Annotated in this window: 16 protein-coding genes, 18 tRNA genes and 3 rRNA genes; 34 read left to right on the forward strand and 3 right to left on the reverse strand. The window is 40.3% G+C overall.

The annotated features are described in order from the left end of the window. Window positions 1–15: 15 nt before the first annotated feature. From MHH98_RS02935 to MHH98_RS02955, 5 genes are all read left to right on the forward strand, one after another. The gene (locus MHH98_RS02935; RefSeq protein WP_038178539.1) at window positions 16–1035 is read left to right on the forward strand and encodes an ABC transporter ATP-binding protein; all 1020 of its coding nucleotides are present in this window, start codon (window positions 16–18) and stop codon (window positions 1033–1035) included. Continuing rightward, window positions 1010–1993, forward strand: coding sequence for an ABC transporter ATP-binding protein (locus MHH98_RS02940; protein WP_038178537.1), 984 nt, complete (start codon window positions 1010–1012; stop codon window positions 1991–1993). The genes MHH98_RS02935 and MHH98_RS02940 overlap by 26 nt, the downstream gene beginning before the upstream one ends. Before the next feature lie 31 nt (window positions 1994–2024). After that, window positions 2025–3638 carry an ABC transporter substrate-binding protein gene (locus MHH98_RS02945; RefSeq protein ID WP_038178535.1) on the forward strand — a complete coding sequence of 538 codons (1614 nt, stop codon included), beginning with the start codon at window positions 2025–2027 and terminating at the stop codon, window positions 3636–3638. A 97-nt stretch (window positions 3639–3735) separates the two neighbouring features. Next, window positions 3736–4740 carry an ABC transporter permease gene (locus MHH98_RS02950; RefSeq protein WP_038178533.1) on the forward strand — a complete coding sequence of 335 codons (1005 nt, stop codon included), beginning with the start codon at window positions 3736–3738 and terminating at the stop codon, window positions 4738–4740. Between the two features lie 17 nt (window positions 4741–4757). Further along, entirely contained in the window at window positions 4758–5654 is an 897-nt protein-coding gene (locus tag MHH98_RS02955) for an ABC transporter permease (protein ID WP_076065917.1), read from the forward strand. Between the two features lie 50 nt (window positions 5655–5704). Here the strand turns inward: MHH98_RS02955 and MHH98_RS02960 are convergent, their stop codons facing one another. Further along, window positions 5705–6796: an FUSC family protein gene (locus tag MHH98_RS02960; protein ID WP_076035130.1), complete on the reverse strand. Its 1092-nt coding sequence runs from the start codon at window positions 6794–6796 to the stop codon at window positions 5705–5707. Between the two features lie 189 nt (window positions 6797–6985). On the opposite strand from MHH98_RS02960, the gene bcp reads away from it, so the two are divergent. From bcp to perR, 3 genes are all read left to right on the forward strand, one after another. Next, window positions 6986–7459, forward strand: a complete 474-nt coding sequence (gene bcp, locus MHH98_RS02965) for a thioredoxin-dependent thiol peroxidase (RefSeq protein WP_076065916.1) — start codon at window positions 6986–6988, stop codon at window positions 7457–7459. 2 nt (window positions 7460–7461) lie between these two features. Then, complete coding sequence (locus tag MHH98_RS02970) at window positions 7462–8406, forward strand: D-2-hydroxyacid dehydrogenase (RefSeq protein WP_076065915.1); 945 nt, start codon at window positions 7462–7464, stop codon at window positions 8404–8406. A gap of 246 nt (window positions 8407–8652) precedes the next feature. Continuing rightward, window positions 8653–9096 (forward strand): peroxide-responsive transcriptional repressor PerR, encoded by a 444-nt coding sequence (perR, locus tag MHH98_RS02975; RefSeq protein WP_179078290.1) that lies wholly within the window; start codon window positions 8653–8655, stop codon window positions 9094–9096. A 117-nt stretch (window positions 9097–9213) separates the two neighbouring features. Here the strand turns inward: perR and MHH98_RS02980 are convergent, their stop codons facing one another. After that, window positions 9214–9570 carry a YgzB family protein gene (locus MHH98_RS02980; protein WP_038178495.1) on the reverse strand — a complete coding sequence of 119 codons (357 nt, stop codon included), beginning with the start codon at window positions 9568–9570 and terminating at the stop codon, window positions 9214–9216. A gap of 140 nt (window positions 9571–9710) precedes the next feature. Between MHH98_RS02980 and MHH98_RS02985 the strand changes: the two genes are divergently transcribed. The 22 genes from MHH98_RS02985 to MHH98_RS03090 all read left to right on the forward strand — a co-directional run bounded on the left by MHH98_RS02985 (window position 9711) and on the right by MHH98_RS03090 (window position 17539). Further along, entirely contained in the window at window positions 9711–10586 is an 876-nt protein-coding gene (locus MHH98_RS02985; protein WP_038178493.1) for a nucleotidyltransferase-like protein, read from the forward strand. A gap of 355 nt (window positions 10587–10941) precedes the next feature. After that, window positions 10942–12494 (forward strand): 16S ribosomal RNA (locus tag MHH98_RS02990). Window positions 12495–12590: 96 nt separating this feature from the next. After that, window positions 12591–12667: transfer RNA gene (locus tag MHH98_RS02995), tRNA-Ile, on the forward strand. Between the two features lie 14 nt (window positions 12668–12681). Then, window positions 12682–12757: transfer RNA gene (locus tag MHH98_RS03000), tRNA-Ala, on the forward strand. Between the two features lie 96 nt (window positions 12758–12853). After that, window positions 12854–15783: ribosomal RNA gene (locus tag MHH98_RS03005) — 23S ribosomal RNA — on the forward strand. Between the two features lie 136 nt (window positions 15784–15919). Beyond that, window positions 15920–16035, forward strand: a 5S ribosomal RNA gene (gene rrf, locus MHH98_RS03010). The 16S, 23S and 5S rRNA genes sit together here with 18 tRNA genes alongside, the layout of an rRNA operon. A gap of 11 nt (window positions 16036–16046) precedes the next feature. Beyond that, window positions 16047–16121: transfer RNA gene (locus MHH98_RS03015), tRNA-Asn, on the forward strand. Window positions 16122–16126: 5 nt separating this feature from the next. Next, window positions 16127–16218: transfer RNA gene (locus tag MHH98_RS03020), tRNA-Ser, on the forward strand. A 22-nt stretch (window positions 16219–16240) separates the two neighbouring features. Next, a tRNA-Glu gene (locus tag MHH98_RS03025) sits at window positions 16241–16315 on the forward strand. A gap of 15 nt (window positions 16316–16330) precedes the next feature. Further along, window positions 16331–16406, forward strand: a tRNA-Val gene (locus MHH98_RS03030). A 22-nt stretch (window positions 16407–16428) separates the two neighbouring features. After that, a tRNA-Met gene (locus MHH98_RS03035) sits at window positions 16429–16505 on the forward strand. Window positions 16506–16508: 3 nt separating this feature from the next. Next, window positions 16509–16585, forward strand: a tRNA-Asp gene (locus MHH98_RS03040). Between the two features lie 29 nt (window positions 16586–16614). Further along, window positions 16615–16690, forward strand: a tRNA-Phe gene (locus tag MHH98_RS03045). A gap of 7 nt (window positions 16691–16697) precedes the next feature. After that, a tRNA-Thr gene (locus MHH98_RS03050) sits at window positions 16698–16773 on the forward strand. A 9-nt stretch (window positions 16774–16782) separates the two neighbouring features. After that, a tRNA-Tyr gene (locus MHH98_RS03055) sits at window positions 16783–16866 on the forward strand. A 12-nt stretch (window positions 16867–16878) separates the two neighbouring features. Beyond that, window positions 16879–16952, forward strand: a tRNA-Trp gene (locus MHH98_RS03060). 17 nt (window positions 16953–16969) lie between these two features. Then, window positions 16970–17045: transfer RNA gene (locus tag MHH98_RS03065), tRNA-His, on the forward strand. Between the two features lie 47 nt (window positions 17046–17092). Continuing rightward, window positions 17093–17168 (forward strand) — tRNA-His (locus MHH98_RS03070). Window positions 17169–17174: 6 nt separating this feature from the next. Beyond that, window positions 17175–17246: transfer RNA gene (locus MHH98_RS03075), tRNA-Gln, on the forward strand. Between the two features lie 8 nt (window positions 17247–17254). Further along, a tRNA-Gly gene (locus MHH98_RS03080) sits at window positions 17255–17329 on the forward strand. 12 nt (window positions 17330–17341) lie between these two features. Continuing rightward, a tRNA-Cys gene (locus tag MHH98_RS03085) sits at window positions 17342–17415 on the forward strand. A gap of 42 nt (window positions 17416–17457) precedes the next feature. Then, window positions 17458–17539 (forward strand) — tRNA-Leu (locus tag MHH98_RS03090). A gap of 336 nt (window positions 17540–17875) precedes the next feature. Here the strand turns inward: MHH98_RS03090 and MHH98_RS03095 are convergent. Further along, window positions 17876–18415 carry a helix-turn-helix domain-containing protein gene (locus MHH98_RS03095; protein ID WP_038189098.1) on the reverse strand — a complete coding sequence of 180 codons (540 nt, stop codon included), beginning with the start codon at window positions 18413–18415 and terminating at the stop codon, window positions 17876–17878. Between the two features lie 230 nt (window positions 18416–18645). Between MHH98_RS03095 and MHH98_RS03100 the strand changes: the two genes are divergently transcribed. The 4 genes from MHH98_RS03100 (at window position 18646) to MHH98_RS03115 (ending at window position 23314) form a co-directional block, all read left to right on the forward strand. After that, window positions 18646–19656, forward strand: a complete 1011-nt coding sequence (locus MHH98_RS03100) for a proline racemase family protein (RefSeq protein ID WP_038189094.1) — start codon at window positions 18646–18648, stop codon at window positions 19654–19656. Between the two features lie 285 nt (window positions 19657–19941). Beyond that, entirely contained in the window at window positions 19942–20913 is a 972-nt protein-coding gene (locus MHH98_RS03105) for an ornithine cyclodeaminase family protein (RefSeq protein ID WP_038189091.1), read from the forward strand. Window positions 20914–21253: 340 nt separating this feature from the next. After that, window positions 21254–22174: a S66 peptidase family protein gene (locus tag MHH98_RS03110; protein ID WP_038189088.1), complete on the forward strand. Its 921-nt coding sequence runs from the start codon at window positions 21254–21256 to the stop codon at window positions 22172–22174. 315 nt (window positions 22175–22489) lie between these two features. Continuing rightward, the gene (locus MHH98_RS03115) at window positions 22490–23314 is read left to right on the forward strand and encodes a M55 family metallopeptidase (RefSeq protein WP_038189085.1); all 825 of its coding nucleotides are present in this window, start codon (window positions 22490–22492) and stop codon (window positions 23312–23314) included. Window positions 23315–23333 lie beyond the last annotated feature (19 nt).

The raw sequence follows: 23333 nt of genomic DNA on the forward strand, positions 1-23333 counted from the left end.
AAAAGGAGGGACTAAATGAGTGATCGTAAAGAATTACTACGAGTGAGAGGACTTCAGACGACATTTTTCACAGATGATGGTGAAATCCCTGCAGTAGATAATATTAATTTTTCGGTAAGAGAAGGTGAAATACTTGGCATTGTAGGAGAGTCGGGCTGTGGTAAGAGTGTAAGCGCTTTATCAATTATGGGGCTTGTACCATCTCCGCCAGGTAAAATTACAGATGGACAAATAGAATTTGATGGCAAGGATTTAACTAAGCTTTCTCAAAAAGAAATGCGTAAAGTACGAGGGAAAGATATAGCGATGATTTTCCAAGAACCAATGACGTCACTGAATCCGCTATTTACAATAGGGAATCAATTGATGGAAGCAATTTTAATCCATCATAAAGATTGGTCAAAAAAACAGGCTAGAAATCGTGCTATTGAAATGATGAAGTTAGTAGGTTTACCAAGAGCTGAAGAGTTAATAAAGGAATACCCACATCAATTATCTGGTGGTATGCGCCAACGTGTGATGATAGCGATGGCACTTGTCTGTGATCCAAAAGTACTTATTGCAGATGAACCAACGACAGCGTTAGACGTAACGATTCAAGCACAAATTTTACAATTAATGAAAGACCTAAATGAGAGATTGAATACAGCAGTTATTATGATTACACATGATTTAGGTGTTGTCGCAGAAACGTGTGAACGAGTTGTCGTTATGTATGGAGGGCAAGTAGTAGAAGAGGGTCCCGTCAAATTATTATTCAACGACCCACAACATCCGTATACAAAAGGACTTATTCAATCTGTGCCAGATATGCGCTTTAAAAAACAACGATTATATTCCATACCTGGAAACGTGCCAAAACCGGGATCTGTTCGTACTGGTTGTCGTTTTGCTGCTCGTTGTGAATTTGCATTTGAACAATGCCGTGTAGAAAATCCGAATTTATATCAAACAAGCCCAGAACATAAGACGAGATGCTTCTTGCACGAAAGAAAGGAGGTGTCCGCAGTTGACAGAGCCGTTGTTGAAAGTTAAAGGGTTGAAGAAATACTTTCCGATTCGCCAAGGTACACTTGGAAAAGTATCAGGTCAGGTCAAAGCGGTTGATGATGTTTCCTTTTATGTGAATGAAGGTGAAACGCTTGGGATTGTAGGGGAATCCGGCTGTGGTAAATCTACTACGGGTCGTATGCTTATGAGATTGCTAGAGCCAACAGAAGGAAGCATTGAATTTGACGGTAAATTACTATCCGATTTAACAAAAGAGGAAATGCGTAAAGCTCGCCGTGAAATTCAAATGGTTTTCCAAGATCCTTATGCCTCACTAAATCCTCGACATTCAATAGGCAAAATTCTAGAGGAGCCTCTAATTGTTCATGGTATTGGAGATGCAAAAGAACGTAAGAAAAGGGTCAATGAGCTCCTAGAAATTGTTGGTCTCAGTAGCTACCATGCCAGACGATACCCACATCAATTTAGTGGGGGACAAAGACAACGTATTGGTATAGCAAGAGCGTTAATGACAAATCCGAAATTGATTATTGCAGATGAACCTGTTTCAGCTTTAGACGTTTCGATTCAAGCTCAAGTTTTAAATTTAATGCAAGATTTGCAAAAGGATTTAAAGCTTACTTATATATTTATAGCGCATGATCTAGGTGTTGTTCGTCACATCAGTGACCGTGTAGGGGTCATGTATTTAGGGAAGATGGTTGAGCTAGCAGATAGTGAGTCTTTATATAGTAAACCATTGCATCCTTATTCAAAGGCTTTATTATCAGCAGTTCCTGTACCAGATCCGAACTTTACACGGGAGCAAATATTGATAACAGGGGACATTCCAAGTCCTTCAAATCCTCCTGCGGGATGTACATTCCATACAAGATGTCCATTTAAAATGGATATTTGTTCGAAAACAGTACCTGTATTAAAGGAAGTTGAGAAAGGTCATTCTGTTGCTTGTCATTTATATAATGAGCAAGGTCAACAATGATAATAGAGCAAAGTGTGGAGGGGTTATGTATATGAGGAAAAAGAGATGGTTAGCGCTAGGCTTGATGTTATTACTAGTGTTGTCTACAGCATTAGCAGCATGTTCATCCGATGAAAAGGATGATGTTAAGGGCGATGATAAAGGCGGCGGAGAGAAAAAAGAAAAAACGTTAGTCTTTGGTCGTGGGGGAGATTCTGTATCACTTGATCCTATTGCTACAACAGAGGGAGAGACTTACAAAGTAACAGAGAACTTATATGAAAAACTAATCAACTTTGGTGAACAAGATACAACATTAAACCCTGGTTTAGCTAAGTCTTGGGAGGCTGCTAAAGATGGTTTAAGCTACACATTTGACTTACAAGAAGGCGTAAAATTCCATGATGGCACTGATTTTAACGCTGATGCAGTAGTGAAAAACTTTGAACGCTGGATGAACGGCGATGCAGAGAAATTCCCTTACTTTAAATCAGTATTTGGTGGCTTTAAAGATGATAAAAGTCTAGTAATCAAATCTGTGAAAGCTGACGGTGATTTAAAAGTAGTTATCACTTTAAAACAACCTCAAGCTCCATTCTTGAAAAACCTTGCAATGAGTCCATTCGCTATTGCGAGTCCGACAGCATTTGAAAAGTTTGGTGATAAATTTGGGGAAAATCCAGTAGGTACTGGACCATTCAAATTTGTCTCTTGGAAACGTAATGACTCAATTACAATTGAAAAGAATCCAGATTATTGGCAAGAAGGATTACCGAAACTAGATAAAGTGGTATTCCGTTCTATGCCTGATAACTCTGCTCGTTTAAATGCTTTAACAACAGGTGAAATCGATTTAGCAGATGGTATTAGTCCATCGGATGCTGCATCGATTGAAGGTAATGCTGATTTACAATTACTTAAACGTCCATCTATGAACATTGGTTATCTTGGTTTAACTGTAACGAGACCACCTTTTGATAATGTAAAAGTTCGTCAAGCGATGAACTATGCAATTGATAAGCAAGCGATTGTTGATGCTTTCTTCGAAGGTCAAGCTGAAGTTGCGAAAAACCAAATGCCGCCAGTAATTGGTGGTTACAATGACGATGTTAAAGGCTATGAATATGATCCAGAAAAAGCTAAGGCTCTATTAAAAGAAGCTGGCTATGATGGTAAACAAATCGAATTATGGGCTATGCCTGTGCCACGTCCGTATATGCCAGATGGCCAAAAAATTGCTGAAGCAATTCAAAAGAACCTAGCTGACGTTGGTATGAAGAGCAAAATCGTTTCATATGAATGGGGCGTATATTTAGATAAAGCTGAAAAAGGGGAAGCAGATGCATTCTTACTTGGCTGGACTGGCGATAACGGAGATGCTGATAACTTCTTATATGCCCTTCTTGATGAGGATAGCATCGGCAGTAACAACTACTCTTACTACAAAAATTCTAAAACACACAAATTATTAATTGAAGCTCAAACAGAAGTAGATGAAGAGAAGCGTAATGCGATATACAAAGAAGTTCAAGAAATCTTTAATGAAGAAGCACCTTGGGTTCCGCTGGCTCACTCTACACCACTATTAGCTAGTAAATCAGATGTCATTAACTTATTACCACACCCAACTGGTTCTGACAGATTAGAAAAAGTAGATTTTAAATAAGCTAGACAACTAAACTACGCCTTTCGCTTATTTGGCGGAAGGCGAGTTTTTTCAAACGAGAATTATTCAACACGATTGAGATGGAGAGGTGAAGAAAATGCTTCACTATATTGGAAAAAGACTACTACAGTTAATCCCGGTTTTGCTCGGAATGACCTTTATTGTATTTTTAATAATACGTGCAATTCCAGGTGATCCTGCTCAAGTAATTTTAGGACAGCAGGCTACAAAAGAAGCGAAAGCGGCATTGCGAGCAAGCCTAGGATTGGATAACCCTTGGTATATTCAGTACGTTAATTATTTAGGTGATCTATTGACAGGTGATTTAGGTGAGTCGATGCGTACGAAAGCAACGGTATCAAGTGAATTGTGGCCGTATTTAGCAGCGACATTTGAATTGGCTCTTTTTGCAATGATTTTAGCAGTAATCATTGGTGTGAATGCAGGAATTGTTTCAGCATGGTTCCAAAATTCTTGGTTTGATTATTTTGCAATGATTTTAGCACTTATCGGTGTATCTATGCCTATTTTCTGGTTAGGTTTAATGGGGCAGTGGGTATTTGGTATTCAAATGGATTTACTCCCTACATCAGGTAGAGAGGATGCCAGGAATCCTGTCGATCCTATTACATACTTGTATGTTGTAGATACGATTATTCATGGTCGATTTGATCAGCTTTGGGATGTATTAAAACATTTAATATTACCAGCAATTGCATTAGCGACAATCCCGATGGCAATTATTGCGAGAATGACACGTTCGAGTATGCTTGAAGTGATGCGTTCTGATTATGTTCGAACAGCACGAGCTAAAGGGCAAAATATGTTCTGGGTTGTTTACAAACATGCTCTCAAAAATGCCATCATTCCTGTATTAACAGTAATTGGTTTGCAAATGGGACTATTATTAGGTGGTGCTATCCTTACTGAGACTATCTTTAGTTGGCCTGGTATTGGTCGCTACATTTACGATGCTATTGGATTCCGTGATTATCCGGTTATACAATCTGGTATATTAGTGATCGCTTTTGTTTTTGTTATGATCAATTTAATCGTAGATATTTTATATAGTTTTATTGATCCGAGGATTAAATATGACTAAGGAGGGGGGAGTCCGATATGTCTGAAATGGCACCGAATGCAACTATAGATGTAGTTATTAAACAAGATCAATCGGTTGGTCCATGGAAAGAAGCATGGCGTAGCTTTAAGAAAAGTAAAGCTGCGCTTGTAGGGGCAGTAATTGTTGCATTCTTCATCCTTCTAGCTATTATTGGTCCATTGTTAGTTACAGAGGGAATTAATGATCAAGTGTTAAAGGACCGTTTACAGCCACCATCAGCTGATCATTGGTTTGGTACAGATGATTTTGGTCGGGATATTTTTTCACGGGTCGTTCACGGCGCCAGAATATCACTATGGGTTGGTTTTTCTTCAGTTATTGGTTCAGTTGTAGTAGGAAGTATATTGGGGATTATTGCTGGTTATTATGGTCGCTGGATTGATACCATCATCTCACGAATTTTTGATATTATGTTAGCATTTCCAAGTATATTACTTGCGATTGCAGTTGTATCAATACTTGGTCCATCTTTGCAAAATGCTTTAATTGCTATTGCAATTATTAATGTTCCGAACTTTGGAAGACTCATTCGTTCAAAGGTATTGAGTATAAAGCAAGAAGAGTATATTACTTCTGCAAAAGCGATTGGTATGAAAGATGCGCGGATTCTTTTTTCGCATATATTACCGAATTCGATGACACCGGTCATTGTGCAAGGAACACTTGCCATCGCATCTGCAATTATTGAAGCGGCTGCACTTGGTTTTCTTGGACTTGGAGCAGAAGCACCTACACCAGAGTGGGGTAAAATGCTAGCTGATGCACGTATCTATTTAATCAATGCTCCTTGGACTATGATTTTCCCAGGTTTAGCGATTATGCTAACTGTTCTAGGGTTTAACTTAATGGGGGATGGTTTAAGAGATGCTCTTGATCCTAAAATGAAAAATTAAATGATAAAAGCATCCAATGTATCGAGTAAAACGATACATTGGATGCTTTTTTAGAATATGCTGTCTTCAATTTCAAGTTTAATTTCATCACCATGGTGATTTTGATATGACATAATAAGAGTATCTAAATGCTCTAAGTTTTCTTCGTAATCTAAAATACGAGAGAGTATATGCAGTAAATGATAGCTTGAAAATTCTTCGTCCTCATCATTTTCGCGTGAAATTGCAATTTGTTCTGCGAAAATATCCATTACTTCGTTTCTTTGTAAATATTCCTCTTGACCAATCCAAGCCTTATGATCAGGCTTTAGTTTCCCAGAATATTTCAAAAAGAGTTGTTCGTGATAAGTAAGTAGGAAATCTAAACGTTCTTGAATCATAATATGAAACTGCTCAGGAAGTTTTGATAACTCGTTCTCATGTAAATGTAGTCTTTGTAAAACTTCTAAACTTTTCTTCGATGTTGTAATCATTTGTCTATAAACAACAAGCTTTCTTGCTTTTACATGCTTTTCATTTTTTATATATCTACGTTCTTCCTTATAAAATAAATATAACTGGTTGAGTTTCAAATGATGCTCTTTTAATTTCCGCAAAGACTGTTTTGTTGATGTATGTTCAGATGCTTGACGAACTGCAAGACGAGTCCAGCGAATAATTTCATCCTGCAACAGATGGATGGATTGAAATAATCTTGTTTCATAACGAGGTGGTAAAAATACTAGGTTGACGATGAATGCTGCAAGTACCCCGATGAGTACTGTAACAAATCTAATCAAACCGAAAGTAAGAAAATCATCACCTTGAACTTCTAAAATCGCGATGACGGTTACAAGAGATAAGGAAATACAATTTTCCAAACCAAGTCGAATGACGATAGAAATAGTTATGATAGCAGCTAATCCAACGGCTACATATTGATGGCCGAATAGTAGACCAAATGAAACAGCTATTGCAGCACCGATTAGATTCGATTGTACTTGTTCTAAAATTGTTAAATAAGAGCGATAAATAGATGGTTGGATTGCGAAAATAGCAGCAATGCCGGCAAAGACGGGTGATGGTAAGTTAAGCAAATTTGCAATATATAGTGCAAATACAATAGCTAAACCTGTTTTTAAAATACGGGCACCTAATTTCATTTGAAATGGGTAACCTCTCTTTCTGTATACTAGTATTCCGCTACTTTAACCGATTACCTCAAGATGGTCAACAACGGATTATTCATGAGCTTAATTAACTTATGACAGTAACCTATAGTGTAGACAAAAAAACGACGTTTCTTCAAAAAATTGATACAATTATTGTAAAAGTGAATAGGAGGATTAAATATGACTGTACTAGAAGGACAACAAGCACCAAATTTCACTCTGAAAAATGAACAGGGTGAACTGGTATCGCTCGCAGATTATAATGGAAAGAAATCGGTAGTGCTCTATTTTTACCCAAAAGATATGACACCTGGTTGTACAACAGAGGCATGTGAATTTAGAGACTTTCATAGTGATTTCTCTGATTTAAATACTGTTATTTTAGGAGTAAGCCCTGATGATGAAAAAAGACATGAGAAATTTATAGAAAAGCATGGTTTACCATTTTCGCTATTAGTAGATGAGGATCATGCAGTTGCGGAAAAATACGGCGTTTGGAAATTGAAGAAAATGTACGGACGTGAATATATGGGTATCGAACGCTCTACTTTTATGATAGACGAAAATGGGGTAATTATTAAAGAGTGGCGCAAAGTCCGGGTGAAGGGACATATTGAAGATGTGCTAACTTATATACGGGAGAAGGGGGAATAGTTATGATAGTATATTTTACTTTTGATCCAAGACCAGATTTAAAAGAGGGACTAATACAAGATTTCCCTACGATTGATTTTATCTTCCATGACAATATGGATCATACTGTATTAAAAGAGGCAGAAGTTATAGTTACTTATGGTGAAGATATTGAAGCGGAGCAAATAAGGTTAGCGAAGAAGCTAAAATGGATAATGGTTGCTTCGGCAGGGATAGAGAAAATGCCTCAAAAGGAAATTGCTGAACGTGGTATTGTTGTTTCTAATGTACGTGGCATTCATAAAGTCCCGATGGCAGAATCTGTACTTGCCCACATTCTATCATATAAACGTGGACTCGCATGGATCTATGAACAAGAGCAAAAAACTGAATGGAACCGTAAGTCTAAAGCAACGGAACTTCATGGTTCTACCGCTCTTATTTTAGGACCGGGTGCAATTGGTTCCGAGATTGGCCGATTGTTGCAAGCTTTTGGCGTACATACTATAGGGTGTAATCGCTCAGGAAATACGGCAGATTATATGGATGATATGATTTCTTTTAGTGCATTGCTAAAGGAATTACCAAGTGCTGATATAGTTATTTCGGTCTTACCAAGTACTCCAGATACACAACATTTATTAAATAGTGAACATTTCAAAGCGATGAAAGGTAGTGCATTATTCATGAACTTTGGCCGCGGCGATTTAGTATCCACAGATGTATTGATAAACGCATTGAATGCAGGAGAAATCGCACATGCAGTTTTAGATGTATATGAAGAAGAACCGTTACCAGCAGATCATCCTTTTTGGCAGATGAGTACTGTTACTGTTTCGCCTCATGTCTCAAGTCATTCTTCTAGGTATTTGGAGCGTAGTTTAGAGATTTTCAAACCTAACTTAACAAAGTGGCTAGAGGGAGATACAGACCTTATTAACAAAATGGATATTACCAGAGGTTATTAGTCAGGAACTTTTATAGTTGTAGGTGAAAGTATCATTAACTAGGAGCAATTGAGAATGATACAAGGAATAAAATGATATATTTTTGATAATTAGAGCTAATTTTTGATGCTTAGTAAATTATCCTTATTAAAAACCAGAACAAAAAGGTGACTCATAGATGGATATGTTGACATTTGCCCTAGTTTTTAAGTAAACTAATTATAACAATTATAAACTAATAATTTTTATGAATTGAGGTGCATGGCGATGACTGAAGTGCAATTGAAAAGCGCTCTAGACACGCTAAAGACAACAGGCGTAAGGATCACCCCCCAACGTCATGCTATTTTAGAGTACTTAATCGAAACAATGTCACATCCAACAGCTGATGAAATATACAAAGCACTTGAAGGGAAATTCCCTAATATGAGTGTAGCAACGGTTTATAATAATCTTCGTGTATTCCGAGAATCAGGTTTAGTGAAAGAATTAACATATGGTGATAGCGCAAGTCGTTTTGATTTTGTTACAAATAAGCACTATCACATTATTTGTGAAGGTTGTGGGAAGATTGTAGATTTCCATTACCCAGGACTTGATGAGGTTGAACATTTCGCCGCTCATGTCACTGGCTTCAAAATCAACTCGCACAGAATGGAAATTTACGGAACTTGTCCGACGTGTTCTGAGCAAGCTACGAAAGTTCAATAAGTAAGGGAGCTACTTAACTGTCAAGAATGACACATAGGTAGCTTCTTTTTATGGTAAACTATTTAATGTTTTTTCAATAAAAAACCCCCGTTACAATTTAGTAACGGGGTGAAGGCATTAATCATTACGCTTTGTGCGATTGTTTAATGATTGATCAAACTCTTGTCCTTCTAATGAAGGATCTAAAGTAAGTGGTTCATTGCAATACATACACATATCTACACGTCCAAGCACTTTTGTGTGTTTATGGCACCCCGGACATTCTACTAATACCGCTCGGGTTGAAAGGAATCCAATCCATCCATATACAAAAGTACTTCCAAGAATACAGAGGATACCTAGTGTCATGAAGATAATAACTAACCATTGGTGTTCTCTGAAGAAAATGGCGCCGTACATGATGATAAAGCCTATAAATATGAGAGATAAAGCAAATGAACGGATTTTATTTATCTTATTTTTATATGGTTTCATTTGTAAGCCTCCTAATCTACAACATACTATAACACAAAATGATATCGTAATATGAAGTGAAAATTTTATGCAGGAATCTTATTATTTTTGTCGAACGTTTAAGACAGAGTAAATTGACTATTGACTATAGGAGGATCATTATGGAGCAGCTACTACGACCCATATACCAAGAACGAGCAAGTCACCCGAATACAATAGGTGTAATTTTAATAGAAAAAAGGGAAGAAGTTAGCCCGATAACAGATACATTTGATACGGTACTTCTTATTATTACAAAACAAAGTGACCGACCAGTCTTTACGAAACATTATACATTTAAAGATAAAAAAGCTGCTATGCACATTATTACGGAGAAGCAGTTAAACAAATGGTTATTAGTAGGAACTAATAAGAAGATAGTCGACTGGCTATTCTTTGGAAAAGTATTATTCGATCGTAATGAGTATCTTTTTAATTTAAAAAAGGAACTGAAGGAGTTCCCTTTTTATGGTCGGAAAATTAAAATGGGTATTGAGTTTGCAAAGCTTATACGAAGATACTTAGAAGGTAAAGTATGTTTCGAAGAGAAAAATTACTTAGATGCCTATAATCATGTTGTTGAATCATTGCATCATTTAGCTCGACTTGCTGTAATGGATAAAGGAATGTACCCTGAGGTTACAGTGTGGTCGCAAGTAAAACAAATTGATCCAGCCATTTATAAATTATATGAAGAACTTATTACAAGTGAAGAATCGTTGGATAAACGATTAGAGTTATTATTTTTAGCAAGCGAGTTCTTTATTCATTCTCGTACTGCAGATGGAGCAACACATGTAATAGAAGTAATGTCTAAGAAAGACTTTTGGACAATTCAAGAATTGCATGAACAAGAGGAGCTGAAAAACTATTCAGTTAACCTTGAAGTTTTCATCGAATACTTAATAGATAAAGGCTACATCTCTGTAGAGCGTGTAGAGACTAAAGGAAATAACATATATCATAGAGATTATAAGGTTGAAGAAATCGCTGAATAGTTGTATATTAATTGAGGCGTTTAAAACGCCTCGGATTTTTTTAGAAAAAGTGTTGACATGAGTATCGACACTATTGTATTATATTAATTGTCGCTAAGACGTGTTGTTAAAACTTAAAACTTTCACTCAAAAAACTTTTTCAAAAAAGTTATTGACATCAAAAATGAAAGATGTTAAGATATTAAAGTCGCTGCAACAAGCGATTACAATAACAACAAAATGAACCTTGAAAACTGAACATGCAAGACGTTAATCAATAAATGTTTTTGAACATCAACTCTGTTGGTGTTCAAAACGAAAATAGATATCATCTTCGGATGATACGCTAGCAAAGCTAATGAGCTTTCAAACTACTTTTATGGAGAGTTTGATCCTGGCTCAGGACGAACGCTGGCGGCGTGCCTAATACATGCAAGTCGAGCGAATGATGAAGAAGCTTGCTTCTTCTGATTTAGCGGCGGACGGGTGAGTAACACGTGGGCAACCTACCTAGTAGATTGGGATAACTCCGGGAAACCGGGGCTAATACCGAATAATCCATTTTGTCACATGGCAAAATGCTGAAAGGCGGTTTCGGCTGTCACTACTAGATGGGCCCGCGGTGCATTAGCTAGTTGGTGGGGTAACGGCCTACCAAGGCAACGATGCATAGCCGACCTGAGAGGGTGATCGGCCACATTGGGACTGAGACACGGCCCAAACTCCTACGGGAGGCAGCAGTAGGGAATCTTCCACAATGGACGAAAGTCTGATGGAGCAACGCCGCGTGAGTGATGAAGGTTTTCGGATCGTAAAACTCTGTTGTAAGGGAAGAACAAGTACGTTAGTAACTGAACGTACCTTGACGGTACCTTATTAGAAAGCCACGGCTAACTACGTGCCAGCAGCCGCGGTAATACGTAGGTGGCAAGCGTTGTCCGGATTTATTGGGCGTAAAGCGCGCGCAGGTGGTTTCTTAAGTCTGATGTGAAAGCCCACGGCTCAACCGTGGAGGGTCATTGGAAACTGGGAGACTTGAGTGCAGAAGAGGAAAGTGGAATTCCAAGTGTAGCGGTGAAATGCGTAGAGATTTGGAGGAACACCAGTGGCGAAGGCGACTTTCTGGTCTGTAACTGACACTGAGGCGCGAAAGCGTGGGGAGCAAACAGGATTAGATACCCTGGTAGTCCACGCCGTAAACGATGAGTGCTAAGTGTTAGGGGGTTTCCGCCCCTTAGTGCTGCAGCTAACGCATTAAGCACTCCGCCTGGGGAGTACGGCCGCAAGGTTGAAACTCAAAGGAATTGACGGGGGCCCGCACAAGCGGTGGAGCATGTGGTTTAATTCGAAGCAACGCGAAGAACCTTACCAGGTCTTGACATCCCAATGACCGCTCTAGAGATAGAGTTTTCCCTTCGGGGACATTGGTGACAGGTGGTGCATGGTTGTCGTCAGCTCGTGTCGTGAGATGTTGGGTTAAGTCCCGCAACGAGCGCAACCCTTGATCTTAGTTGCCATCATTTAGTTGGGCACTCTAAGGTGACTGCCGGTGACAAACCGGAGGAAGGTGGGGATGACGTCAAATCATCATGCCCCTTATGACCTGGGCTACACACGTGCTACAATGGACGATACAAAGAGTCGCTAACTCGCGAGGGTATGCTAATCTCATAAAATCGTTCTCAGTTCGGATTGTAGGCTGCAACTCGCCTACATGAAGCCGGAATCGCTAGTAATCGTGGATCAGCATGCCACGGTGAATACGTTCCCGGGCCTTGTACACACCGCCCGTCACACCACGAGAGTTTGTAACACCCGAAGTCGGTGAGGTAACCTTTATGGAGCCAGCCGCCGAAGGTGGGATAGATGATTGGGGTGAAGTCGTAACAAGGTAGCCGTATCGGAAGGTGCGGCTGGATCACCTCCTTTCTAAGGATAATTACGGAAACAGATCTTGGATCTGTCGATTAACGTCTTGCGTTCAGTTTTGAAGGTTCATACTTCAATTATATATTTTCCCAAAAGGGGCCTATAGCTCAGCTGGTTAGAGCGCACGCCTGATAAGCGTGAGGTCGATGGTTCGAGTCCATTTAGGCCCACCATATTTTCTTTTTTTGGGGCCTTAGCTCAGCTGGGAGAGCGCCTGCCTTGCACGCAGGAGGTCAGCGGTTCGATCCCGCTAGGCTCCACCAATATTGTTCTTTGAAAACTGGATAAAACGACATTGAAGCAAATTAAGTAACACATTTTTTATTATTAAGTTTTTTAGGCTTAATAACTAACTTTTAGGTTAAGTTATTAAGGGCGCATGGCGGATGCCTTGGCACTAGGAGCCGAAGAAGGACGGCACTAACACCGATATGCTTCGGGGAGCTGTAAGTGAGCTTTGATCCGGAGATTTCCGAATGGGGGAACCCACTGTTCGTAATGGAGCAGTATCTTGACGTGAATACATAGCGTCTTGATGGCAGACCCAGGGAACTGAAACATCTAAGTACCTGGAGGAAGAGAAAGAAAAATCGATTCCCTGAGTAGCGGCGAGCGAAACGGGAATAGCCCAAACCAAGAGGCTTGCCTCTTGGGGTTGTAGGACACTCTATATGGAGTTACAAAGGAATGAGTTAAACGAAGCGGTCTGGAAAGGCCCGCCAGAGCAGGTAACAGCCCTGTAGTTGAAAGTTCATTCTCTCTTGAGTGTATCCTGAGTACGGCGGAACACGTGAAATTCCGTCGGAATCTGGGAGGACCATCTCCCAAGGCTAAATACTACCTAGTGACCGATAGTGAACCAGTACCGTGAGGGAAAGGTGAAAAGCACCCCGGAAGGGGAGTGAAATAGATCCTGAAACCATGTGCCTACAAGTAGTTAGAGCCCGTTAATGGGTGATAGCGTGCCTTTTGTAGAATGAACCGGCGAGTTACGATTACATGCGAGGTTAAGTTTTAGAAGACGGAGCCGCAGCGAAAGCGAGTCTGAATAGGGCGAATGAGTATGTGGTTGTAGACCCGAAACCAGGTGATCTACCCATGTCCAGGGTGAAGGTAAGGTAACACTTACTGGAGGCCCGAACCCACGTACGTTGAAAAGTGCGGGGATGAGGTGTGGGTAGCGGAGAAATTCCAATCGAACCTGGAGATAGCTGGTTCTCTCCGAAATAGCTTTAGGGCTAGCCTCGTGATAAAGAATCCTGGAGGTAGAGCACTGTTTGAACTAGGGGTCCATCCCGGATTACCGAATTCAGACAAACTCCGAATGCCAGTGATTTATGCACGGGAGTCAGACTGCGAGTGATAAGATCCGTAGTCAAGAGGGAAACAGCCCAGACCACCAGCTAAGGTCCCAAAGTAATTGTTAAGTGGAAAAGGATGTGACGTTGCTTAGACAACCAGGATGTTGGCTCAGAAGCAGCCATCATTTAAAGAGTGCGTAATAGCTCACTGGTCGAGTGACGCTGCGCCGAAAATGTATCGGGGCTAAACAATTCACCGAAGCTGTGGATGGACATCTTAGATGTCCGTGGTAGGAGAGCGTTCTAAGTGCTGTGAAGTCAGACCGGAAGGACTGGTGGAGCGCTTAGAAGTGAGAATGCCGGTATGAGTAGCGAAAGACGGGTGAGAATCCCGTCCACCGAATGACTAAGGTTTCCTGAGGAAGGCTCGTCCGCTCAGGGTTAGTCGGGACCTAAGCCGAGGCCGATAGGCGTAGGCGATGGACAACAGGTTGATATTCCTGTACCACCTATTTACCATTTGAGCAATGGGGGGACGCAGTAGGATAGGGTAAGCATGCTGTTGGTTATGCATGTTCAAGCAGTGAGGCGTGAAATGAGGCAAATCCCATTTCTATAACGTTGAGCTGTGATGACGAGGACGTATGTCCGGAGTTCCTGATTTCACACTGCCAAGAAAAGCCTCTAGCGAGGTAAAAGGTGCCCGTACCGCAAACCGACACAGGTAGTCGAGGAGAGAATCCTAAGGTGTGCGAGAGAACTCTCGTTAAGGAACTCGGCAAAATGACCCCGTAACTTCGGGAGAAGGGGTGCTCTAGTAGGGTGAAAGCCCGAGAGAGCCGCAGTGAATAGGCCCAGGCGACTGTTTAGCAAAAACACAGGTCTCTGCAAAACCGTAAGGTGACGTATAGGGGCTGACGCCTGCCCGGTGCTGGAAGGTTAAGAGGAGTGCTTAGCGCAAGCGAAGGTGCGAATTGAAGCCCCAGTAAACGGCGGCCGTAACTATAACGGTCCTAAGGTAGCGAAATTCCTTGTCGGGTAAGTTCCGACCCGCACGAAAGGCGTAACGATCTGGGCACTGTCTCAACGAGAGACTCGGTGAAATTATAGTACCTGTGAAGATGCAGGTTACCCGCGACAGGACGGAAAGACCCCGTGGAGCTTTACTGTAGCCTGATATTGAATTTTGATACATCTTGTACAGGATAGGTAGGAGCCAGAGATTCCGGAGCGCCAGCTTCGGAGGAGGCGTTGGTGGGATACTACCCTAGATGTATTGAACTTCTAACCCATGCCCCTTAGCGGGGTAGGAGACAGTGTCAGGCGGGCAGTTTGACTGGGGCGGTCGCCTCCTAAAGAGTAACGGAGGCGCCCAAAGGTTCCCTCAGAATGGTTGGAAATCATTCGTAGAGTGTAAAGGCATAAGGGAGCTTGACTGCGAGACCTACAAGTCGAGCAGGGTCGAAAGACGGGCTTAGTGATCCGGTGGTTCCGCATGGAAGGGCCATCGCTCAACGGATAAAAGCTACCCCGGGGATAACAGGCTTATCTCCCCCAAGAGTCCACATCGACGGGGAGGTTTGGCACCTCGATGTCGGCTCATCGCATCCTGGGGCTGTAGTCGGTCCCAAGGGTTGGGCTGTTCGCCCATTAAAGCGGTACGCGAGCTGGGTTCAGAACGTCGTGAGACAGTTCGGTCCCTATCCGTCGTGGGCGTAGGAAATTTGAGAGGAGCTGTCCTTAGTACGAGAGGACCGGGATGGACACACCGCTGGTGTACCAGTTGTTCTGCCAAGGGCATCGCTGGGTAGCTATGTGTGGACGGGATAAGTGCTGAAAGCATCTAAGCATGAAGCCCCCCTCAAGATGAGATTTCCCATTACGCAAGTAAGTAAGATCCCTCAAAGACGATGAGGTAGATAGGTTCGAGGTGGAAGTGTGGCGACATACGGAGCTGACGAATACTAATAGATCGAGGACTTAACCAAATTTTACTTAACAAACTTCAATGTAATTTATCCAGTTTTGAGAGAATAATAAAAAACTTTTCTAAAATAGCAAAAAACACTTGCTAAAATTTAAAAAAGATGATATAATTATTCTTGTCCTTAGGTAATACAATAGTCTAGTGATGATGGCAAAGAGGTCACACCCGTTCCCATGCCGAACACGGAAGTTAAGCTCTTTAGCGCCGATGGTAGTTGGGGGTTTCCCCCTGTGAGAGTAGGACGTTGCTAGGCGATCATATTATTCCGAAGTAGCTCAGTGGTAGAGCATCCGGCTGTTAACCGGACGGTCGTAGGTTCGAGTCCTACCTTCGGAGCCATTTTTGGAGAGCTGTCCGAGTGGCCGAAGGAGCACGATTGGAAATCGTGTAGGCGAGTAACCTTGTCTCAAGGGTTCAAATCCCTTGCTCTCCGCCATACACATTCTCATTTATTAAATGGCCCCTTGGTCAAGCGGTTAAGACACCGCCCTTTCACGGCGGTAACACGGGTTCGAATCCCGTAGGGGTCACCATTTATAACATTATACGGAGGATTAGCTCAGCTGGGAGAGCACCTGCCTTACAAGCAGGGGGTCGGCGGTTCGATCCCGTCATCCTCCACCATTTAAGTCAATAATACCATTATCGCGGGGTGGAGCAGTTCGGTAGCTCGTCGGGCTCATAACCCGAAGGTCACAGGTTCAAATCCTGTCCCCGCAACCAAATGGTCCGGTAGTTCAGTTGGTTAGAATGCCTGCCTGTCACGCAGGAGGTCGCGGGTTCGAGTCCCGTCCGGACCGCCATTTTTTAAAAAAGAATATTAAATTATTATGGGTCAGTAGCTCAGTTGGTAGAGCATTAGATTGAAGCTCTAAGTGTCGGCGGTTCGATTCCGTCCTGACCCACCATAATAATGCCGGTGTAGCTCAGTTGGTAGAGCAACTGACTTGTAATCAGTAGGTCGAGGGTTCGACTCCTTTCGCCGGCACCATGTTTTTCTGGAGGGGTAGCGAAGAGGCTAAACGCGGCGGACTGTAAATCCGCTCCTTCGGGTTCGGCGGTTCGAATCCGTCCCCCTCCACCATTTTTTTATTTTAGGGGCATAGTTTAACGGTAGAATAGAGGTCTCCAAAACCTTTGATGTGGGTTCGATTCCTACTGCCCCTGCCAATTTAAATTATATAATGGCGGTTGTGGCGAAGTGGTTAACGCACCTGATTGTGGTTCAGGCATTCGTGGGTTCGATTCCCATCAGTCGCCCCATTTAATTTTTGACAATAAAATAATTTAGATATAATAATAATATTATGGCGGTTGTGGCGAAGTGGTTAACGCACCTGATTGTGGTTCAGGCATTCGTGGGTTCGATTCCCATCAGTCGCCCCATATTATTGGGGTATAGCCAAGCGGTAAGGCAACGGATTTTGATTCCGTCATGCCCTGGTTCGAATCCAGGTACCCCAGTTAAATTTGCGGAAGTAGTTCAGTGGTAGAACACCACCTTGCCAAGGTGGGGGTCGCGAGTTCGAACCTCGTCTTCCGCTCCATTTTCTATTTACGGCGGCATAGCCAAGTGGTAAGGCACAGGTCTGCAACACCTCTACCACCGGTTCAAATCCGGTTGCCGCCTCCAATTATTTTTAAAATAACTACATATAATCTATAATAATATTATGCCGGTGTGGCGGAATTGGCAGACGCGCACGACTCAAAATCGTGTTCTTTCGAGAGTGTCGGTTCGACCCCGACCACCGGTATCCTAAATAAGCAAGTATATCAAGGGTTCTCATCTAATGAGGGCTCTTTTTTGTTGTCAAAATTTCTTTCATTAAGGGAAGAACCCTGATGGAATTTAAGGTGCAAAATATTCTAGAACCACAGTCGTTCAATGTTAGCTATGAAGGTGCTGGCTTTCTAAATTAGATATTGCAAACTTGGTAGAGGAATTATCTATAATTGAGATTGATGAGGGGTTTGAGTAGGTATCTGCAAATTTTAAAGAAGAGGGTAAAGTACTAAAAGAGAGGAGGGAAATTTCCCTCCTCTTTTTTATTATTAGTAATTATAGAAACAAAATTTGGATTTATTTATTTTCATTCTGAAGAAACACATAAAAATTTAACAGGTGTACTTGTGAGATTCAACCAATAATGTGGACTACTAGAGTCGATGATAATGGAGTCATGTTCGTTTAAATGATATTCTTCATCATTTATTTGTACAGTCAGTATGCCGTCTAAAACATACAGAAATTCTTTTCCGTGATGAGTAAATTGATTCCCCTTGTTTTCTCCGGGATTTAGAATTATAAAAAGTGGGTTAAAGCCAAGTCCTGTATGATTGCCGGACAAGTCCTTGTAAATGAATTGGTTGACGGTCAAATCCGCACTGCTATTAATTCCACGAATGACAGTTGGCTGCTTTTGTTTTGTTTCTGTGCTGAAAAAGTAACTAGGATTTACTTGAAGTACTTCAGATATTTTCTTAAGCGATTCTAGTGTTAGAGATGATTTCATACGCTCAACTTGTGATAAAAAACTGATGGATAGATCAGTCTTGTCTGCAATTTCCTTAAGGGTCAATTTTCTTTCTTTTCGTAGGCTTTTAATTTTATCTCCAATTGTTTTGTCCATAACAATACCTCATCTCAATTTATGTAAAGTATACATCATTATATATTTTAAAAAATAAAGTTGACAGAATATTACCTCTAATCTAATATTAGGTTATTGTAATTTAAGTAATACTTCAAATATATTGAACTTTCACTTAAATTATAAAACATATGTTAATAAATAACTAGAGTCTCTTTTTATAAGTCATTTTGAAATAGTATTTTAAAAATTGGATTGGAGAGATTTAAATGATCATTAAAAAAGTATATACAACAGTTGATGTACATGTTGCAGGCGAACCATTACGAATTATAACGGATGGGCTACCCGAGATAAAAGGTGATACTCAATTGGAAAGACGTGCTTACTGCATGGAACATCTTGATTACATAAGAGAAGTACTGATGCTTGAACCAAGGGGGCATCACGGTATGTATGGATGTATTATTACGCCCCCTGCGAGCCCTCATGCAGATTTTGGAGTACTGTTTATGCACAATGAAGGTTGGAGCACGATGTGTGGACATGGAATTGTTGGTGTAATCACGATGGGGATAGAAACAGGTCGTTTCATCGTGACAGAAGAAAATCAGAAATTTATCATCGATAGTCCTGCAGGTGAAATAGTAGCCTATGCAAAATGCAATGGTTCTATTGTAGAAGCGGTTTCTTTTGAAAATGTTCCGTCATTTGTATTGGAAAAGGATATGCCTGTAAGTATTGATGGTTATGAATTCAATGTTGATATCTCATTTGGAGGTGCTTTCTACGCAGTTGTTAAAAGCAAAGAGATGAGTTTGAAAGTAAATACCAAAGATTTACCTGCAATTCAAAAATGGGGAACGAAAATCAAACGATATATCGAAGATAAAATAGATGTAGTTCATCCACTTGAAAGTGGCCTTCGTGGCATTTATGGTGTTATTTTCTCAGATGATCCAGTAGGAGAGAATGCAAATTTGCGTAATGTTACAATTTTTGCTGATGAACAAATCGACCGTTCACCTTGTGGTACAGGTACGTGCGCAAGACTGGCAAGCCTTTATGCACATGGTGAATTGGAAGATAAGGGAAGCTTTGTTCACGAAAGCATCACAGATGGCCAATTCATTGGTGAGATATTATCGATTAGCAATGTAGCGGGGTATGAAGCGGTTATTCCAAAAGTTACAGGAGAAGCTTTCCTGACAGGTTTCCACCAATTTTTAGTTGATCCACGCGACACTTTGCCAAGAGGATTCTTATTGGAAGAGATTTGATAGTTTCGTAGCTTTAAAGAAAGAAGGGGTGGTGCAAAAAGAAGAATAATTTTATTCAATTAACTATTTATGTTGCTGTATCATCACTTATTGATACTGAAAACATAGTAAATAATATTGAGGATGATTTAACGGGAACCGCAATTGTGCATTCACGTTTTGGTGATGAAATAGAATCTCTTGAAGAAGCTAAGGATGCATCCTTTCCAGAATCAAATATGGTGGTTCAATAATCTCGCAGAGCAACATGTATTTGTTAGGTAGTTCAGTACTGGAGGAAAAGATATGTTGATTTTAAGTGCACGTGAACAAAAGAATTTGATGGATATGAATGAGGTAATGGACTGTGTTGCGCAAGCATTAAATGAGTTTTCCGCCTCGAGAACAGAGACACCAATTCGGTTGTCACTTCCTTTTGGCCTAGCAAATACAGGGCTTGTCATGCCTTCCGTTGCCAAAGAGTTGCAAACAATGGGTGTTAAATATGTAACGGTGGTTCCCGATAATAAGAAAACTGGCAAAACCATTCAGGGTGTTGTTTTATTATCTGATATTGAAACTGGTGAACCGTTAGCTTTGCTTGAAGGCTCTTTTTTAACTCTTATTCGAACAGGTGCTTTATCAGGTGTTGCGACAAAGTATTTTGCACGTGAGAATGCGAAAGTATTAGGTGTTATTGGAACTGGTGAGCAAGCAAAAGGTTTGTGTGAAGCAGTTTTAGCTGCAAGAGATATTGAAGAAATTCATTTATTTAATCGTAGCGATTCAAAAGCAAAAGAGTTTGCTCAATTCTTAGAAGAAAAGTTTAAAGTGAAAGCAGTTCTTTGTGATAATCCTAATGAAGTGGTACGAAAAGCAGATATTCTAGTGACTGCAACGAGCTCGACAATCCCGGTCTTCACCGAAGCATTGAAACCAGGTACGCACGTAAACGCGGTGGGCTCATTCCGTCCAACGATGCAGGAATTACCGTCAAGTGCAATTGCTTCAGCACATAAAGTTATTGTAGAAGCAAAAGACGCAGCTCTGGAAGAAACAGGAGATTTACATGTGCCGATTCAAGAAGGAGTATTTTCTGAAACTGGTATTCATGCAGAGCTTGGAAAAGTGGTAAGTGGGGAGCGGCCAGGTAGAGAAAAGGATGAGGAAATTACCATTTTTAAATCTGTGGGTCTTGCGATTGCGGATATAGTTGTCGCTAAATATTTGTATGATAAGGCCATTGCGAATAAAGCAGGGGTACATGTGGAATTATAAGCAAATTTATAATCGCGAGTAATGAGGAATTTGAGAAGGTTCCTGTAACATTTTAAGAAATAGATGTTTAGAAGAGAGAGGGGAAAGAGTGCTCCTCTTTTTTTGTGCATTTCTACATATAGACCCCCCTAGCAATTTACTAGATGGTAGAAGTTCTGAGGTTAACAGTTCTCAATGGAATTAAAGTATTATATTGTAACTTAATTAAAGTGTACTTCCAGCAGACTTATAATACTTCGTGAATAAGTAAATCAAGGAATGCTTCTTTATTCGCTTTTCATATATAGAGTTTGATAAAGTAGAGATAAGAAACAGAATATATTATTAGGAGTTTTAAGAAATGAAAATACGTCCAAAGAGATTGCAGGTTGGAGATACGGTTGGGATTATTGCACCTGCTAGTCCACCAAATTTTGAGAAGTTAACAAAGTCATTCGCTTTTTTAGAGGAGCTTGGCCTGAAATATGTTATTGGAAAGTCTGTACAACTGCAGAATGGTTATTTGGCAGGAACTGATGAGGAGCGTTTATCTGATTTACACGAAATGATTGAAGATCCTAATATTGCTGCTATTCTCTGTGCTAGTGGTGGGTATGGTGCTGCACGTATTGCAGAACGCATTGATTATCAATTATTAGAGGAGAATCCTAAAATCTTCTGGGGATTTTCAGATATTACGTATTTACATACCGCTTTTGGTTTGTATTCTGATATTGTAACTTTCCATGGTCCAACTTTATCAAGTATGGGGCGAGAAGATGTAGCAGAACGTTCTAAGCATATGTTTAAGCAGTTGTTTGAACCTGCTGAGATTCACTATGAAGAAGATATCTCTATGCTTACAACAGTATCTGGTGGGGCTGTAAGAGGGGAACTAACAGGAGGAAATCTAACACTAATTGTCAGCAGTATTGGTACTAAGTATGAAATCGATACTAAAGGAAAAATATTGCTTATTGAAGATATTGGTTTAGAGCCGGCTCAAATTGATGGTCTTCTCAATCAGTTAAAGCTTTCACGCAAGTTAGATGAAGTAGCAGGTGTTATTATCGGAGAGTTTACGAACGCAGAGCCTAAAGAATACGTAGATTCACTCACAATAGATGAAGTATTTACTCATTATTTTGGCAAGTTAGGTAAACCAGTTGTGAAAGGCTTCAAAATTGGACATTGTGAACCAAATGTAGCAATTCCATTAGGTGTGGATGCTATTTTAGATGCAGATCGTAAGCATTTAGCTATTTTACCGGGTGTTCAGTGATACCTTACAATTAAATAATTTCACAGCTTAAATAATAGTTGGAAATTCAATGCTCTTAGGCATAATTCTTTAATCGTTACCTTATAATACAATAACTTCTTGTTAATAAAATTCGATTTACACAAAAAACATTTACAATATAACTCATCTCTCATAGAGGTGAGTTTTTTTATTTGTTTCTATTAGTATATCCAGTTAATGATTGAATGCAAAAGTAAATACATTATTTTTTAAATAATTGATATTAAAGTAAAAATCTGTTAATGTATTTTTATAATATTATCAGAATATTATAAAAATGATAGGGGTGATAGAGTGAAGTATTTTTTATCAGTAGACATGGAAGGGATTACGGGTTTACCGGATTACACATTTGTATCTCAATCAGAAAATAATTATGAACACTCTAGAAAAATTATGACAGATGAGGCCAATGCAATAATTGGTGCTGCTTTTAAAAGTGGAGCGAAAGAAGTGCTAGTAAACGATAGCCATTCCAAAATGAATAATTTGTTAGTTGAGGAATTGCATGAGGATGCAGATTTGATCACGGGAGATTTAAAGCCGCTCTCAATGGTTCAAAACGTAGATAAAACATTTGATGGTGTAATGTTTGCAGGATATCATGCGAGAGCAGGACAACCTGGAGTAATGAGCCATTCAATGACATTTAGTATTCGAACAATTTTCATTGATGATGTGGAAATTGGTGAAATTGGCTTTAATTCATATGTGGCTGGTTATTTTGGAGTGCCAGTTATTTTTCTAGCTGGTGATGATTGTGCTTGTCGTGAGATTGAGGCACTTATTCCTGGTGTTGTAACTGCAGCAGTAAAAGAATCAATTTCAAGATCGGCTGTGAAGACATTACATCCTAAAAAAGCACGAGCATTGTTAGCTGAAAAAACGGCTGAAGCGATTGCGAAAAAAGATTCAATTAAACCACTTGTACCACCAGCTACACCAACATTACGCATTGAATTTACAAATTATGGACAGGCCGAATGGGCAGCGTTAATGCCAGGAACGAGGATTATTGAAGGAACAACAATGGTGGAGTTTAAGGCAAAAGATATTCTAGAGGCATATAGAGCAATGCTAGTAATGGCAGAGTTGGCATACCAAACACGTTATTGCTGACAAGGAGGAGGTGGGTTTG

Origin of the sequence: Viridibacillus sp. FSL H8-0110 (genome assembly GCF_038003565.1) — a bacterium.
Classification (GTDB): domain Bacteria; phylum Bacillota; class Bacilli; order Bacillales_A; family Planococcaceae; genus Viridibacillus; species Viridibacillus arenosi.